General features: G+C 62.4%; 11 protein-coding genes and 1 pseudogene. 4 read left to right on the top strand and 8 right to left on the bottom strand.

Annotated features, from left to right (window positions below; translation table 11 throughout):
- Positions 1 to 3,659 precede the first annotated feature (3,659 nt).
- The 3 genes from JJI54_RS31505 to JJI54_RS31495 all read right to left on the bottom strand — a co-directional run bounded on the left by JJI54_RS31505 (position 3,660) and on the right by JJI54_RS31495 (position 5,921).
- Positions 3,660 to 4,592, bottom strand: a complete 933-nt coding sequence (locus JJI54_RS31505; RefSeq protein WP_203077415.1) for a replication protein RepA — start codon at positions 4,590 to 4,592, stop codon at positions 3,660 to 3,662.
- Between the two features lie 301 nt (positions 4,593 to 4,893).
- Positions 4,894 to 5,232, bottom strand: a complete 339-nt coding sequence (locus tag JJI54_RS31500; protein ID WP_203077413.1) for a hypothetical protein — start codon at positions 5,230 to 5,232, stop codon at positions 4,894 to 4,896.
- Entirely contained in the window at positions 5,229 to 5,921 is a 693-nt protein-coding gene (locus JJI54_RS31495; RefSeq protein ID WP_203077411.1) for a ParA family protein, read from the bottom strand. The genes JJI54_RS31500 and JJI54_RS31495 overlap by 4 nt, the downstream gene beginning before the upstream one ends.
- A gap of 312 nt (positions 5,922 to 6,233) precedes the next feature.
- On the opposite strand from JJI54_RS31495, the gene JJI54_RS31490 reads away from it, so the two are divergent.
- Positions 6,234 to 7,439, top strand: a complete 1,206-nt coding sequence (locus JJI54_RS31490; RefSeq protein ID WP_203077409.1) for a Fic family protein — start codon at positions 6,234 to 6,236, stop codon at positions 7,437 to 7,439.
- 110 nt (positions 7,440 to 7,549) lie between these two features.
- On the opposite strand, the gene JJI54_RS31485 is transcribed toward JJI54_RS31490, so the two are convergent.
- The 4 genes from JJI54_RS31485 to JJI54_RS31470 form a co-directional block, all read right to left on the bottom strand.
- Positions 7,550 to 8,851: a hypothetical protein gene (locus JJI54_RS31485; RefSeq protein ID WP_203077408.1), complete on the bottom strand. Its 1,302-nt coding sequence runs from the start codon at positions 8,849 to 8,851 to the stop codon at positions 7,550 to 7,552.
- Positions 8,852 to 9,106: 255 nt separating this feature from the next.
- The gene (locus JJI54_RS31480; protein ID WP_203077406.1) at positions 9,107 to 9,571 is read right to left on the bottom strand and encodes a hypothetical protein; all 465 of its coding nucleotides are present in this window, start codon (positions 9,569 to 9,571) and stop codon (positions 9,107 to 9,109) included.
- Between the two features lie 230 nt (positions 9,572 to 9,801).
- On the bottom strand, positions 9,802 to 10,770 hold the full coding sequence (locus JJI54_RS31475) for a tyrosine-type recombinase/integrase (protein WP_226382290.1): 969 nt from the start codon (positions 10,768 to 10,770) through the stop codon (positions 9,802 to 9,804).
- 7 nt (positions 10,771 to 10,777) lie between these two features.
- On the bottom strand, positions 10,778 to 11,485 hold the full coding sequence (locus JJI54_RS31470; protein WP_203077404.1) for a hypothetical protein: 708 nt from the start codon (positions 11,483 to 11,485) through the stop codon (positions 10,778 to 10,780).
- A gap of 215 nt (positions 11,486 to 11,700) precedes the next feature.
- Here JJI54_RS31470 and JJI54_RS31465 point away from each other — a divergent pair, with 215 nt between their 5' ends.
- The 3 genes from JJI54_RS31465 to JJI54_RS31455 are packed head-to-tail and all read left to right on the top strand — an operon-like array spanning position 11,701 to position 13,705.
- Positions 11,701 to 11,988: a hypothetical protein gene (locus JJI54_RS31465; RefSeq protein ID WP_203077402.1), complete on the top strand. Its 288-nt coding sequence runs from the start codon at positions 11,701 to 11,703 to the stop codon at positions 11,986 to 11,988.
- A gap of 56 nt (positions 11,989 to 12,044) precedes the next feature.
- A complete protein-coding gene (locus JJI54_RS31460; protein WP_203077400.1) occupies positions 12,045 to 12,827 on the top strand; it encodes a hypothetical protein in 783 nt (260 codons plus the stop codon).
- Between the two features lie 11 nt (positions 12,828 to 12,838).
- Positions 12,839 to 13,705, top strand: a complete 867-nt coding sequence (locus tag JJI54_RS31455) for a hypothetical protein (protein ID WP_203077398.1) — start codon at positions 12,839 to 12,841, stop codon at positions 13,703 to 13,705.
- Positions 13,706 to 13,890: 185 nt separating this feature from the next.
- On the opposite strand, the pseudogene JJI54_RS31450 reads toward JJI54_RS31455, so the two are convergent.
- A pseudogene (locus JJI54_RS31450) lies at positions 13,891 to 14,511 on the bottom strand (IS3 family transposase); the annotation flags it as partial.
- Positions 14,512 to 15,444 lie beyond the last annotated feature (933 nt).

Genomic DNA, 15,444 nt, shown 5'->3' with positions numbered 1-15,444 from the left:
CGCCTGAACCAAGGAAGAAAACCCGCTGTGCTGAGATCTTCGTTGCAGTGCTCATACAGCGATGTGCCGACCCTTCGACCTTGCGCCCGGGGGTCGGCCAGATCTGGAACCAGGGGGAGCTAGGTGCTCGCTTTTTGTTTTGTTCGTGTGCCAGGGAGATGCCCCGTGCTGGGTGACGGCGGGCATCGCAAGCGAGCGCAGCGAGCGAAGCGAAATGCCTGAGCCGTCACCCAGCACGGGGCAGCTCTCAGCAGCACTCGAGATTGGGGGGTTGGTTGGTCTTGGATGGTGCCGTGCCGCTGACTGACGAGGGCCGGAACCAGAAAGACCGCCCTGACGATTGATGGTCAGTTGTCCCGATCAGTGGCCGGAGAGGGCTGCCGCGGAGCTTTGAACCAGGAAGGCGACCAACCATCCCCGTGGTTGGTGGCTGTCGTACCAAGGGTACCGGTGCCTGGTTCAGCAGGGTGAGGCTCGACCATCTAACTCGTCGAACGCCGACACACATCAAGCTGGCCCAGCTGTGCCGCCTGGATGCTGCTGCAGCGCCTCAATGAATTCGAGGTCGAGTATTGACCTGTGGAGCATCTGATCATGTCAGCCGACGTGTTACTCGATCCGAGTGAAGTGTAAGTGGGGGTAGGCGAAATCGTAGTCCATGATCCCCCCCGGGGGGTATCTCGATTTTCAAGTGTGATCGGGTGTAAGCAGCCTTGGCACGTCATCAGGCCAACTGCGAGAACCCTTCCCCAAATATATGCTGAGGATAGAGTTCTATCTGCAACCTATCTTGTAGGTAGCTTGATTTCCCCCCACGGCTGAGAGGTCTACAGACCTGGGGTTTACCCCCAGGTCTGTAGACATTCTCCACCTCCTCCCCCTTCTCTCTAAAAGAAAGAAGGGAGGGCCCCAGTGAGGTGAGCTGCCAGATCGGCGTAGGCGTGAAGGGTAGGCATAGCGTCTTGTGCATATTGTATGCTTGTCACGATACCAGATCAAGCCCTCGGAGCACGACCCTCTCGATCGCCTCGGGCTGCCAGACCAACACACCGATAGTGTCTCTTGCGAGGCGGTGCTCCGGCTCGGCCTCCTCATCCGGCGGGTAGGCCATTCGTGGCACCTGGCTAAGTCGCTGCAGCAGTCGGCTGGCGTGCTTGACGTTCTGCAGCCTCAGACCGATGGGCCTTACCGAGCAGCTGCCACTTTCAGGGGCAGCGTCCAGCCGAAGGGGGGCAAGAGACGGCGAAGCCCGTGCTGTTCGAGCCCTGCCCCCGGAGGGTTTGGACGATCGCCATCACCAGGTAGACGGGCACGGCTGGCCCGTCGATCGCCTCGAGGAGGAGAAGCCTACCCCGGCACCTGTGCAGCACCTCCCTGGTCCAAGCGACCTGGGGAGTGAGATCCGGGACGAACTTCTCGTCGACGATGGTCACCATGCCGGGCGAGGCAAAGGCTTGGGGGGGGGGGCATTCCGGCTTGGTCGCTCTGGGCTGCCAGCTCCACGCGAGCCCTGACAGACGGAGGCCTGGCCGCTTGGGTTGGCGGGCTGTGCTCTCTGGCTCCCGGCGTTCCAGGCCACGTCGAGCAGGAATGGACCCTCGTCAGCGATGCAGGTCTCGTGGTCGACGCTACATCCAACACGCTGCCGGCCTGTCGCTCCAAGCAGATCAGCCAGAGTCGGAGACTGCTGGAGCATGATCTTGCGATGCTGGGCCCGCTGACCGTTGTCGGTGCTGTCGGAGGGCAGGCGTCAGTCGCTGCACAATGCACGATCGGCTGCTTCCGGGAGATCCGGGACAAGCTGAGTGCAGCTGTGTGGAACTTGAATGGCGTAGATCTGACACTCCCCGCGACAAAGCCGAACTCAACGGCGCCCTCCACGCCTTCAGCGGGAGATTGGTCGGTCTCCATCAAACTCAGTGGCGGCTGAAGCGAGCTGACGCAGCTTGAGATCAAGATGAACCAGGCCAGAAACGGGAAAGCCCCCGGCTCCGATCCCCACTGGGGCCAGGTCCGAGGGCGTTCCTGTGTCTTCCGAGCCTTTCAGCCACGGGGAGCTGGCCACCTACGGCGACCAAGCCTCTGCCGGCCCCCTCCTCCGTGTTGGTCCCCGGGCCGATCGGCGACCGAGAGAGCCAGTGGGGTGGCGTGACCTGCATGCGAATCTTCCCTCAAAGGCATGTTTGAGAACAAGCAGGAAACATCGAGGCGAACATCACTGGTTCGCGAGGTCCGGCCGTTACCGGCTTCGCATCAGCCGTCGCTCCTAGCATCGCACAGCGTTGTCGGGATGCTGGTGGCACGACAGGCGCTCTGGTGCTGAGGGCTTCGGCGGTACCCCGGCATTCAGCTGGTCGTTGCTTTTGCAACTGCACCTATAGATGGGAACGACAGCGTGTCTCAGATTTTGAGACCTCCCCCCGTCGAAGTGCCGCTGCGAAGCGATCCGGATGCCATCACACGGGAGCACGCATGATGGAGCATGATGCCGGCCTCGTCGGATACACCCCGGTTCCAATCCCGGCGTGGGTCAGAGAGCGTGCCAATCGCCTTCGCCAGTACATGTTCGACCTCGGCGTCCGGGTAACTCCGGCCAGCGAAAGGGTCGCGACTGGGCATATGCAGGGTGGCTCCTGGAACTCATCGGCACGCTAGAGAGACACCCTGGGGTGGTTCCCATCGTCGTCGCCGAGGACCTTAGCACCCCAGCTCAACGGCTCGATCACCTTCCCCTCCGGCACCACGGCTCAGCGCCCAGGGAGACTTCTGTGCCTGATTGCTTCCCCCTTCCACCCAGGGGCCTCTCAGCGGATCGACTCCCAGAACACCGCGTGGATGGGCTGCTGTGAACAGGCGCGTAGTTGGGACCACGATGCCAATCTGGCTCCGCGTAGCGCGCCGTTTCACGCATCATTCCCCTGGACTACGCATGATAGACCACGCATGTCGCTTGGCAGTCCTAACCGCCTTTATCATCGCTAGTATCGTGAGCTCCTTGGCTCAGCCGACCGTCGATGTCCGGGACTGGGTTCAAGCTGGCTCACGTGAAGCTGCAATGGAGATTTACCATCCGCGAGACTGGATCCGCGTAGATCACACTGCACTTGGCCTTCAGATATCCATAGCCAAGGATATTAGCGAGGCTGGAGCACTGGCCTGCAACGCTTGGGTGCAACTCCATCCCAACACCCAAGGTCTAACGCAGGCTCAGGTAGACCAAATCTTCTCCATCCAGCCAAGCCTTGAGGACGCGGATAAAGCACTTCGCGATACGGGTATGGCCGGCTTCCGCGCGACACATGTCACGCTTGAGCGTATTAGCGGCCGGCCAGCGCAGTTGCTTCAAGCATCCGGCTCGATTCAGCGCGGCGCTACAACGTACCGAGTTAGGATGGCTATGGCGGGTATTTATCTCCCTGGCCGAGTCCACACGACACAGTGCATGGTCATCGGCACTACCCACGAAGAGGCCGATCGCCTCTACCGCGCTTGGGGACGAACGTTGGGGACCATCATCGGATCCACTATCGTCTCAGCCGCCCCTCTTCGATAACCAGCTACGGTCTGCGCTCTTGGTAGTTTCTGTCAGTCGATCCGGCCTGCCGCCCGTTGTACCGGCGTCAGTAGAGTCCCCTCTCTGGATCGGCTGTCTGCATAGGTCAGATGATGCCGAGGCGCCTGACTTCCGGCTTCGGTATTGCTGGCGGTGAGGGATGCAGCACGATCCCCTTTCGATCTACGTCCACCCGTGCGTCTGGGTAGACGGCCAGAGCAAGCTGCAGGGCCTCGCAGAACGTCGGCTTGATCTGCCTGACCAGCTTGAAGCCGGCACCGAATTGACCGTGGATGGCGGCCCAGCTCACAGATGTGGGCTTCGTGAGCGAATGCAGCCGATAGGCCAGCCAGATGTATACGTCGATCGCAAGGCTGCGTGTTCCGATAGCCCTGATCGCCTCCTCCCGTACTGGAACAGGGTGCTCCTTCAGCGAGTGCCAGAAGTGCTCATCCAGCCGCACGCGGTCCTGCCAGAGCGACGGCTGTGCCTCGTCATCGACCACGCCGGAGAGCGTGATGGCGTCCTGGACGAAGGCACCATTGTGCCTGGCCTCTGCGCCATGGCTCCGATCGGTGAAGAAGGTCAGCCGGCACGCTGAGATGCGACGAGCCTGTTCTGCCACGAGCTGGTAGGTCTTGCCCCCAGTGGTCAGGCTCATTCGCCCCATCCACGTCTTCATGGAGCGGCCGAGTTCGACTTCGGGCGAGCTGGTCCTGATGGCTTCGGTTTGCAGATACAGGAGGATCAGTCGGGCGATGGAGCCGTAGGGCACGCCAACCAGAACGCCTCGCCTATCTCGACCTGCCTCAACCAGCAGCGTCGTTCGATGCCCTTCGCGCCGCCAGAAGGGTTCTTCAATCCGCTTGTGCGGCAGCGAGGTCATGGCGAACCCAGCATGGGTGATGCCGAGGCGGCTTTCCTCGTCGCTCATCACCTGAGCCGCGGCGTCGACAGCCAGGCGCTCACCCTTCGTTGCAGCCATCGACCGTGCTGTCTCGACGCCGTGCTGCAGGATCAGCTGGTGAACATCGCCCATGCTCTGCATTTGCCTGGATGGAAGCCCATGAGCGCAAGGTGGACTCTACTGACGGGAGCTAGTCGAAGGCTATTAGGATTTAACTATTAGATTCGTCAGTGGAGTCCCCTGGGCGACTCGCATCTGCGTCAGCAGAGTCCCCTATTTCCGTCAGTGGAGTCCTCTGGATAACTCGTCGCCTGTGGACGACTCGGAGCGTCAGCAGAGTCCCCTTTCCTCGCGAATCGGTCGTGATCCATAACCGGCAACGCGACGACCCCTAAGGATATCCGGTCGCTACCAGTTAGCTCTCCGACGGCTATCAGGTTTTCTTCTGAAGCTCACGCTTCAAGGCATCGACGGCGTGCTCAAAGGCTTCACCCAGAACCCAGCCATGCTCGTCTGCCAGCTTATAGAAGGCATCCACTGTCTCCTGCCGGACCTTGAGGTTGAGCTGGACGTTCCGACCAGTCCGGTACCTGCGTGGCTCGCGACGAGGGATCTCACCTTCGACGGGCTCTCTGGCTCCCTCCCTGCTCCTGAAGCCCGCCTGTTCGGCGACATCCCTCACCTGCTCGGGTCGGGCAGGCGCCTTTGGCTTGAAGCCCGAGAGGTCCATGTCAGCGTCTTGTCCAAACAGGGATGCCCGTTCGGTGCTCATGCCGTGACCTCCGTTTTGTCCTGTTCAGCATCCTTGAGGAGATCAACGACCTCCACCGCCAGGGCCTGGGCGTTCTTCATGGCTGCATCCAGGCCGCTCACCTGGTTCGCATTGAGGCTCTGCAGCACGCCGCCGAAGCTGAAGATCGCTCGGAAAGCTTCGCGTTCATGCATTTGCGTGTTCAGTACCGGCACGTTGTTCCGCTCCATCTCCTCGCGGATGTGCTGGAGGGTCCGCGGCCGGATGGCGGCCGAGGTCCGGGTTAGCAGGACCGCGTAGGGGATCCTCCGACCGAAGGCCCGCTCCTGCTGACGGATCAGACGAATGGCCTTGGCAGCCTCGGCAGCGTCGAGCTGGCTACCCTGCGTGGGCACGATGACCAGGTCGGCACGGCTGATGGCATAGGCCACCGTCATGCTCGCCGTGCCCTCAAGGTCCACGATGACGAAGGGAACACGAGCCGCGGCAGCCTCGATGTCATCGATGATTGAAGCCTCGGTCGTCTCGGCGAGGACGGTGAGCGTCTCCGGACGACCTGGTCGGCCGGCCCACTGACTGACGGGGCGGTTTGGGTCTGCATCGATGACGACGACCTCGGCACCACGCCGGGCGAGCTCAGTCGCTAGCACGACGGCCGAAGTGCTTTTCCCGGCCCCACCCTTCGGCGACGCGAACACGATCGTGGGCATGAACGAGCCCCCTCCTCGCTACCTCACTACATCCAGGCAGACACCAGATGACTACAAGAAAGTCAACGGATAGCTACTTAGTAGCTTTCTGATAGTCAGCTTTTAGAGCGACGGTTGAGCGATAGAGCTCACGACGATCGGCAGGCAAAGGCCGTGAGAACCCGGGAAAAGTCTGGCAATTCAATGCGTTGGCTAAGCACCAATGATCGGCACAAACATCGGCATCCGTTGCGGTTATGAGCAATCTTTTTGTCGTGCTATCAGTGCGTTCCGTCAAAATGACATCGGCAAAAAGCAGAGCAAACTTTCCGCATGCGTTCTGCAGCACTCTCCATCGAAGCACCGACACGCATAGAGCCCTGTTTGCTCGATGAGGCGGGAGCAGAGATCGTCGATCTCGTGGCAAGCCTCTCGGCTGCGGCCGCTGCTCTTGGCTCACGCCTTCATCCACGCTCAGCGGCCGGCCTGGCCGACGCTGTGCGGATCATGAACTGCTACTACTCAAACTTAATCGAAGGTCACAACACGACGCCACGTGAGATCGAGGCGGCGTTGCAGGGGCACCTCGAGAGCACGCCGGAGCGACGAGACCTCCAGCTCGAAGCACGTGCCCATATCCGCGTGCAGCGAGAGATCGACAGACAGCATGCCGCCGGCACGCTCGGCGACCCTGCTTCGGTCGAGTTCATCCGCTGGCTGCATCGCGAGTTCTATGCCGATGCACCGGAAGCCATGCTGACCGTGAAAAGCGGAGAGCTGATCCTCCGCATGACACCAGGCGAGTTCCGGAGCGATCCCACTGAGGAGGTGACAGTAGGCCGGCACCTGCCGCCATCGCCGGGAGCGGTAGGCAGCTTCATGGCTCACTTCGAGCAGCGTTACCGGCTCTTATCCCTGGGAAGAGGCAGCCGCATCATGGCCATGGCCGCGGCACACCATCGTCTCAACTACATCCATCCCTTCCTTGACGGAAATGGCCGTGTCAGCCGCCTGATGAGCCATGCGATGGCACTTCATGCCGGCATCGGTGCCCATGGGTTGTGGTCAGTCTCGCGAGGTTTGGCGCGGGGCGCTGCAAGCCGTGGCGACTACAAGCGGATGATGGACCATGCCGACATGCCTCGGCAGGGCGATCTGGATGGCCGGGGCAATCTCTCGCGGAAGGCGTTGGTAGAGTTCACTGCTTGGTTCCTGAAGGTCTGCCAGGACCAGGTCACCTTCATGGCCAAGCTGTTCGCGCTTGAAACCCTGGTTGAGCGGCTGCGTCTCTACGCGGAGCGCCGCGGCTGGCGGCCCGAAGCTTGGCTGCTCCTTGAGCGAGTGCTGCAGCAGGGGGAGGTACCGCGTGGTGACGCCTCGCGCATCACCAGCCTGAAGGAACGCAGCGCACGAGAATTGCTGAGCCTGTTGGTGGACGATGGCATTCTGGGCTCGGACACGCCGAAGGGGCCTGTGTCGCTGCGCTTTCCGATGCAGGCGATTGAGTTGCTGTTCCCGAGCCTCTTTCCCGAGACCTGACGAGCAAGACAAAGAAGCATGATGGCAGAATAGCCATCAACGGCTGCCTCAGCCGCCTATCCGGCAGTGAGCGATCTGAAGCACGTCTCCCCGACGGGCACGGCAGTAACCTAAGCCTCGCCTTCTTCGTCGTTGTCCTCCAATCCGTGCTTCTTGAACAGCACCCTTAGCTGCTCGGCAGGGATCACGCGCTGCGCTTCAACTGCTTCGATGAGCCGCACATACGCCGTGGCATAGCGGACCTCGCCATTGCTTGCTGCAACACGCAGCAGTTCATCTACAAAATGCGCGGTCAGCGTTGCCAAGGCAGGAGAGACGACCTTGCGAATCAACGCATTGCTCGACGCCCAAGAGCCTGACTTCTCGAGCAGCGCCAACGCGCGCTGCAGCACGGTTTCTCCACGGCCGTGCACCGCGACCGTTTCCAATTCATCAGCATTGAGAATCATGATTCGCTTTCGCGCTGCGTCCGCCAAACCTTCTATCTTCTCGGCATAAGTCAGCACCGGGGCGATCTGGGCCGCGTCCCCGTCCCGGATGTAGAGTTCCAAGCGGGTCCGTTGAGCGTCGGTGAGAAGCTGCCAGGAGCCAGGGACCTCCGCCATAAAGGTCACCGCGAGAAATAGGTTGGTGTCCGACAGCTTGGCCAGTTCGGCCCTAACCCTACGCCCGAGTTCTAAGTCTGCCACGATAGGGTAGAGGCGACGCACACCTGCGATGATGGCGGTGATGGCGTCTGCGACTGGGGGACCAGAGTGGCCATCGAAGAAGTTGCCGACGAGATGGCCAACTACCTCCTTGACGAGCCCGTCCCTCGCTCTCGCGAGGGGACTCGCCTTCAGGAACGCGAGCACTTCATCCTCGCGCCGTGGCAGGTAGCTCGAGCCGAAATCCCGCTTTAGCGCCTCGAGCGCAGCCTTCCCCTGCGAAGGCGGCTGCTGCAGGACGTGCATGACGGCGCTGCGAAGGTGCAGCCGCGCCAACTCGGCCGTCGGCCGGTACGCCTCGTCAGGCTGGTTCACCGTGGGGTGTGCGCAGCGATTCCGGTCCTCACGCAGGCGCGCCAAGTCGAGGTGCTCGGTGGGGGTTAGCATTTCGAACTCGTCCCGCATGCGGTCGAGGACGAGGCGCTCGAAGTCGAGCGACCGCCGCAGGGCATCAGGGTCGCCGCGCCGGTGCGCATCCTGTATCGCGGTGAACTCCGCCACGAAGGCCTTCGCCTTTGCCTCGCCGTGCAGAGCGAGGTCGCGGACCTTATCGAGGAGGTCGTAGACGACGGCCACCCACGTTGCGACGATGCAGGCCCTATACGCCCCGGCCCGATAACAGGCGACGGCCTCCGCAAGGTGGTCGGCGGCCTGGGCTGTGCGGCAGCGTAGGACCATCTCGTCCAGATCGGTCAGTCGCTCCACGGTGCCCCCTCGCGCTATCGGATCAGGCTCTACGCCGTCGCGTGCGGGCGCCACAACACTCCAGGAACTCGCTGATGCGCTCACAGCACGGGGCGTGCGCACACCACGCGGGGGAGGGGGATGGCGGCCCTGGCAGGTGCGCCGCGTGCTCGATCGGAACCAGGGCCGCCTCCGGCGTAGAGGAGTCAGGCCCAACCTGGCCGAACAGAAGTGACGACCATCGGGGGCGCGCGCTGCACGCCCCCGATGACTGGATCAGTCGAGCCCGAAGAACTTGCGCAGAGCCTTGTGGGTGGTGGGAGTCACCCCGTAGCGCCCGCAACCGATCGCGCTGTTTTCTGGAGACGACCAGTCGTCCCATCCAAACAGGAACGCGTGCCGGTTCTTCGTGACCGTCCGGGTGCGCTTGGTAACGCGTCCCTGGAAGTGCGCGTAGTTTGTGATGCCCGCGGCGTTCAGCAGGTTGGCCCTGATGATTGGCCCGTGCTCGGCGACTACCTTCAGCCCTTCGATTGTCTCAGGGCTGCACCCATCCATGAACGTTTTCACATCGTCCAGGGTGAGATCGATCACCTCATCCCAATCGAAGTCGTCGCCACCGTCCGGCCCCTGCGGGGTAAGGGTGCGCCGTCGTCCGCGGAGGTAGTCCAGAAGCTCGCGTTGCGTCTCGGGGCTGAGGCTGGTAAAATCAGCCTCACTCAATAGCAGCTGCACTGACATGCCTTTCAGCTGTTGGGTTTCGGACTTGGGGGGGCTCAGGTTCCAGCTGAGACCCCCAAACGCCGTCTTGGGCGCACCCCTTTGTGGCTCAAAGAGTCGATTCCATCAAGCGTTGACTTCGGGGGGTGAGAATAATTTTTCGAGGCCTGAAGGAACATTTGATCGCCTGAAGCCGAAGCCGGCATTTGCCACTTCGGGTTCACCGGAAGCCCTTAGGATTGGGTTCGGCCTCACACTCTGATGCGCTCGACCTCGTCGAGGCTGATGTCGTCGCGCCGCCGGTCGTAGAGCTGCGTAGTGCGGGTGCTGGCGTGGTTGGCCATGGCGGCTGCGTTCTCGAGTGTGCCGCCGTTCTTCAGGTATGCCGTGATACCCGTGGCCCGGAAGGTATGGTTCCCGATCTTTGTGTCTATACCTGCAGCCTCCGCACGCCGGCGTACCATGGCGTAGGCGTTGGCCTGCGGTAGGGCAGTGCGTGTCAGCGTCTTCGTGCCGCGGCCAACCGTGCGGAACAGAGGCCCTTTCGGATCGGCGCCGAGGCCAACGCCGTCAATGTAGGCGTGCAGGTATTCCTCGAGCGTGTGATGGCAGGGCATCTCATGCCGCTTGCCGCCTTTCTCCCGGAGTCGCACCCAGAGCCGGCGGTTCTGCACAAACACGTCCGCCACCGTCATGCCAAGCGCGGCGCCGATGCGGGCGAAGCTGTAGACCATGAGCCCGATCAGCGCTCGGTCACGAAGGCCAGCGGGCGTGCTGGTATCGATGCTGTCGAGCAGCTGCCGTGCCTCGGCGGCATCCAGCACCGGCGTCTTACCCTTGAGAGCACTGTGCCGCGGCCCTCGCACTGATCCAGCAGGGTTGGTTGGGATCACCTGGCCCGTGACCAACCAGTCGAACAGGTGACGTAGCGCTGCCAGGCGCAGCTTCGCCGTCGGTGCCGAGTGCTCCCGCGTTTGTATCTCGATCCATGTCGCTACGTGCAGCGGTTGCACAGCGGTGAGCGACGACAGGCCGGCGCTCTCGCACCAGGTTAGGAAGTCGGCTGCCGCCTTGCTGTAGGCACGACGCGTATGTGGGTTACGGATGGCAGCGGCGAAGAACTCAAGGAAGCGAAGGCCGGCGCGTTCTCCAGACGTGACAACAATACCCGGCAGCTTGGCCGCTGGCGCAAGCCTACCTCCCACGAGGAGTTCCATCATGCGCGCCTCACGTGTTTCCCGCTTGCCTGACACCGATGGCACGTTTCACCATACCGATGAATTGCACCGGCTCGCCGTAGTGACGATTAGCAAGGCGATGAAGCACCTTCCCGCTCCTGTCCCACTGTGAGACGTCCCGCTTCTGTCGGCGGAAGGTCGTCAGGCGCCGCCAGATGAAGGTGAGGACGTCATCCCAAGTGAGCTGGACGACGTCGCTGTACTTGGCTTGGAGTTCGGCATTGTGGTCGCGCCCAACAGCGATGAGCCGGATACGCCGGTCCCCATGCACCACCACACCTTCAGCGTAGAGGCGGCCCGCTACGTTCGAGACTTGGTCCTGCGATATACATCCGATTGCTGCCAGCACGCGGTGAAGGTTCTGGCGGTCCGGGTCGGTCCATGGGCCATTGAGAGTGCAGGGCTGGTTTGTCTTCACCTCGACCATCACGACGTCGTCGAACCGCTCCGAAAGCCGCAGACGCTCTGTGTCATCTTCCATGGGCTCGGCTCTATCGAAGCTGAACTCCCGCCGATGGCGGAAGCGTGCACCTAGGAGGTCGGCGTCGGTACGTTGGCCACCGTTCCGGACGTCGTGCAGAATGAAGTTCTCCAGGAGAAGGAAGCCGTTCAGACGCAGATACCAGTATGCCACCTGCTCCGGCGTGAGGTTGGGTAAGACAGGATCTTGGCCAGGTCGACTGGATGGCATCGGCACGAGGCCCCCTCAATGTAAGCACGTCACGTCTGATAAAGGACATTATCATATATACGGTAGCTGGCGAGGTGTGGGGCAGGCAGAGCCAGCGATCTGAAAATGTGCATCTCATGACTCACGCTCATCACATCGCTATTGCATGTTAGAATGATGTATGTGACTAACCTTCATCACCGTAGCGCTTGGCGCCGCCGGACAGCGGATGGAGGGACGAAATGGACATCGGGTTCACCAATCACGGACAGCAGCGCCAGCAGCAGCGCGCCATACCCGGCCTCGTGGTCTCACTGATCCACAGCGAGGGCTCCGCCAGCCATAGCCACGACGGATCCGAGATCCGCTTCATCGACAAGGCGGCCCGCAAGCGCATCCGCCGAGCCATCGGGGGCGACCGGGCCTACGCCATGCTCGAGCGCTGGTTCGACAAGACCTACCTCGTCGTCGCCGCCGACGGCTCCGTCATCACAACGGGGCACCGCACGTGCCGCATCCACCGGCGCTGAAGCCACCCTTCCCGAACAGACAGACAGGACCCGACAACATCACCATGCACCATACCTTGACCCAATCCGACCTCGTCTCGCGCTTCGCCCCGATCGTTGCCGCGCATCGCAGCGGCGCCTTCCTCAAAGGCGACATGCTGTCCGCGCTGACGCTCCACGCCGAGGGCAGGCTCTCCGTCGTCTACGCTCCCTTCGACCATGTCCCCACCAAGGCCAAGCTCGTCGTCCTCGGCATCACGCCTGGGGCAGTGCAGGCGGAGAACGCCCTCGCCGCCTTCCGGACCGCTTTGCAGGCCGGGCTGCCACATGCGGAGGCCTCTCGACGCGCCAAGCTCACCGGTTCCTTCAGCGGCCCGATGCGGGACAACCTGGTGGCCATGCTCGACCACGTCGGCGCCCAGCACACGCTCGGCACGGCGAGCTGCGCCGAGGTGTTCGAACCAGCCCGCGAACTGGCACACTTCACCTCGGCTCTGCGCTATCCCGTATTCGTCGCCGGCGAGAACTACAACGGCACGCCCGACATGCTCAGCACTCCCATTCTCCGCCGCATGGTGGAGACGCATCTTGCCAGTGAGGCCCGCGCCTTGCCGGACGCCATCTGGCTGCCTCTCGGTCCGAAGGCGCTGGCCGCCATGCAGCACCTCGTGCGCCTCGGCGTCATCGATCGCAGCCGCGTCCTCGAGGGGTTGCCTCACCCAAGTGGCGCTAACGGCGAGCGCATCGCCTACTTCCTCGGCCGCAAGCCGCGGGTGGAGCTGTCGGTCAAGACAGCCCCTGCGCCGATCGACGCGGCACGCGAGGCGCTTCGCGCCCAGCTTGCCCGACTCGCGGCGTAAGGGAGAGCCCCATGTCGAAGCCGCCCTTCACCAAAGACGAGATGTTCGATGAGCTGCGGCTCGTCGTCCGTGTAATGGCCAACCATCTAGCGCAGTACGGCAGCACGGAGGCCGCCGAGCTGCTGACCGGGTTTGAGACCGACAACCCGCTCTATCCCTACGCTGAGGACGACCCGGACAAGTTCGACCTCTCGCGCTTCGCCATCACCGCCTTCATGGATCTGTCCTACGACTATGCGTTTCAGGTCGGAAGGCCGTCGCGCTTCGACGACGACCGCGCGCAGGACATCAACGAGTTTCGCCATGGAGTGAACCTGCAGTCGACCGATGGCAACGCCTCGCCGATGGCGATCCCCGACAGCAAGTGTCGCATCGTCGTGGACATGGCATTCGCGCGTTGGCAGTTGGAACGTGGGGATGACCTCACCGTGCGTGAACTCGCGCTGCTGGCCGGGATGAAGGAGGCCGCGGTCCGGAACTCACTCAGCGCTGACCTCATCAAGGTGGAGGCAGGCCGTCGGGCTGGAGAACCCGGCACCGTCGACGGCAACGTCGCTTACGGTTGGCTCCGCAAACGCCGGGGTTTCATCGACTCACGCGACCCGGAGATGCGCGCTCAGAACAGGCGAAGCGAATACCGCGCCCTGCTCCGCGAACGTAGCCTGGCATATGCCTTCGAGAAGATCCTCAAGGAGGGCGAGCTGTCCGTCGACGACCTCGCCGCGAAGGCCGATGTCGCGCCGGCCTTTCTGACGGCACTCGCCAACGGGAAGCCACCTCTCGACCTCAAGGCTGCACAACGTGTCGGCGAAGCTCTCGACGTCGACGTCCCCAGCTTTGTGGGAGCCGTCGTGGAAGCCGCGCTTCGACAAATCTGACAGGAAGGCGGAGCGGAAAGATGCGAGTGTCTCGTGAGGAGCTGTACGAGCAGGTGTGGCGCAAGCCGATGTCACACCTGGCGAAGCGTTACGGTGTCTCTGATGTCGCCCTCGCCATGACCTGCCCCGGATCGGGGATACGGGCTATGAGAGACTTGGCCCGTGTTCTGGCCTGGCCGGCTGGCCCTGCCGGAGCGGAGCGGAGCGTAGGCGGGACCGGCCGGCCACGGCAACACCGCGTCCGGCGCCGGCGGCCGGTAGCCCAGCGCGCTGTGCGGCCTGACCGTGTTGTAGTGCCGCCGCCAACGCTCGATCAGCACCTCGGCTTCCCGCAGCGAATAGAACACCTCCCGGTCCAGCAGTTCGTCCCGCAGCTTGCCCTTGAAGCTCTCGTTGTAGCCGTTCTCCCAGGGGCTGCCGGGCTCGATGAACAGCGTCGTCACCCCGACCCGGCCAAGCCAACCGCCCACAACCTTCGCCACGAACTCCGGCCCGTTGTCAGAGCGGATGTGCCCAGGCGGACCACGCTCGACAAACAGATCCGTCAGCACCTGCAGCACGTCGTCTGACGTCAGCCGCCGGGCCACCACGATCGCCAGGCACTCCCGCGTGTACTCGTCGATCACCGTCAGCATGCCGAACCGACGCCCGTCATGCGTCCGGTCCTGCACGAAGTCATACGCCCAGACATGCCCCGGCCAGCACGGCCGCAGCCGAACACAGGATCCGTCATTCAACCACAGCCGCCCCCGCTTCGGCTGCCGCCGCGGCACCTTCAGCCCCTCGCGCCGCCAGATCCGCTCCACTACGCCGATCAGGAGACCACCCCCCCCTGGCGGCCTGACTCACACCAAACAGCCTCCAGCAAACCTGGCACGGTTCAAGCAGCCACGCCTGATCGATGTCCCACGGCCGAAAGGTCTTGCTCATAGGCAAGATCGAATCACACCCGTTTCCACATCACCAGCAATTACTCGGACAGCCTCCTAGGCTTACGCCCAGGCCCTCACGATTGCGCCGCATGTCCGGTCGAATCGGGGGCCGCTCCACTTACCCTTTAGGTGCCCCTTCGCCCGATCGGCAGAACTTCTCGACTTGGCCTTTGAATCTCGACTTCGGAGTTGAACGCTGCCAGGGCGGATAGCTTCTGCTTGTTGCCTCGCTTTCTAAGCCAGAGCTACGACACCCAGACCACCAGCTGGTTGTTTCTGCTAAGAAAAATGGACGCTCTGGTTTGGCAAGCTGAACTTGCCTGCTTCAACGTCGACGGATTTGAGCTCTCGCGAAGCTTTCAATGAGCCATGTTGGGTTTTAGGCTGCCTTTGGTTATCGAAAAATACAGAGAACGCGGGTTTTGATTGAACCAGAAGAAACACGCCCCTGCTGAAACAACTGCAGCGTCCTACCCTGCTTTTGCAGCTAATCACCCTCTCCGAGGATGCCAAACTGACTTGGGCGGCCCGTTTGATACCAAGGTACATGTGTACGGCTGTACATCGATGCGGTCCTCTGCATGCGTCGTGGCTGCAGCTGGAAAGTCATTCGACCAGGGGTGCTGTTACAGCACTGACCTGCATCCGTTCGGAGCTTGATGGATCTCGGGCCGCGGAGCGTGCTGCGCCTGAACCAAGGAAGAAAACCCGCTGTGCTGAGATCTTCGTTGCAGTGCTCATACAGCGATGTGCCGACCCTTCGACCTTGCGCCCGGGGGTCGGCCAGATCTGGAACCAGGGGGAGCT

This window comes from Falsiroseomonas ponticola, from assembly GCF_016805305.1.
In the GTDB taxonomy this organism is placed as follows: Bacteria; Pseudomonadota; Alphaproteobacteria; order Acetobacterales; family Acetobacteraceae; genus Falsiroseomonas; species Falsiroseomonas ponticola.
The sequence above is the reverse complement of the archived record's forward strand: the minus strand, read 5'-3'. Positions and strand labels throughout refer to the sequence as shown.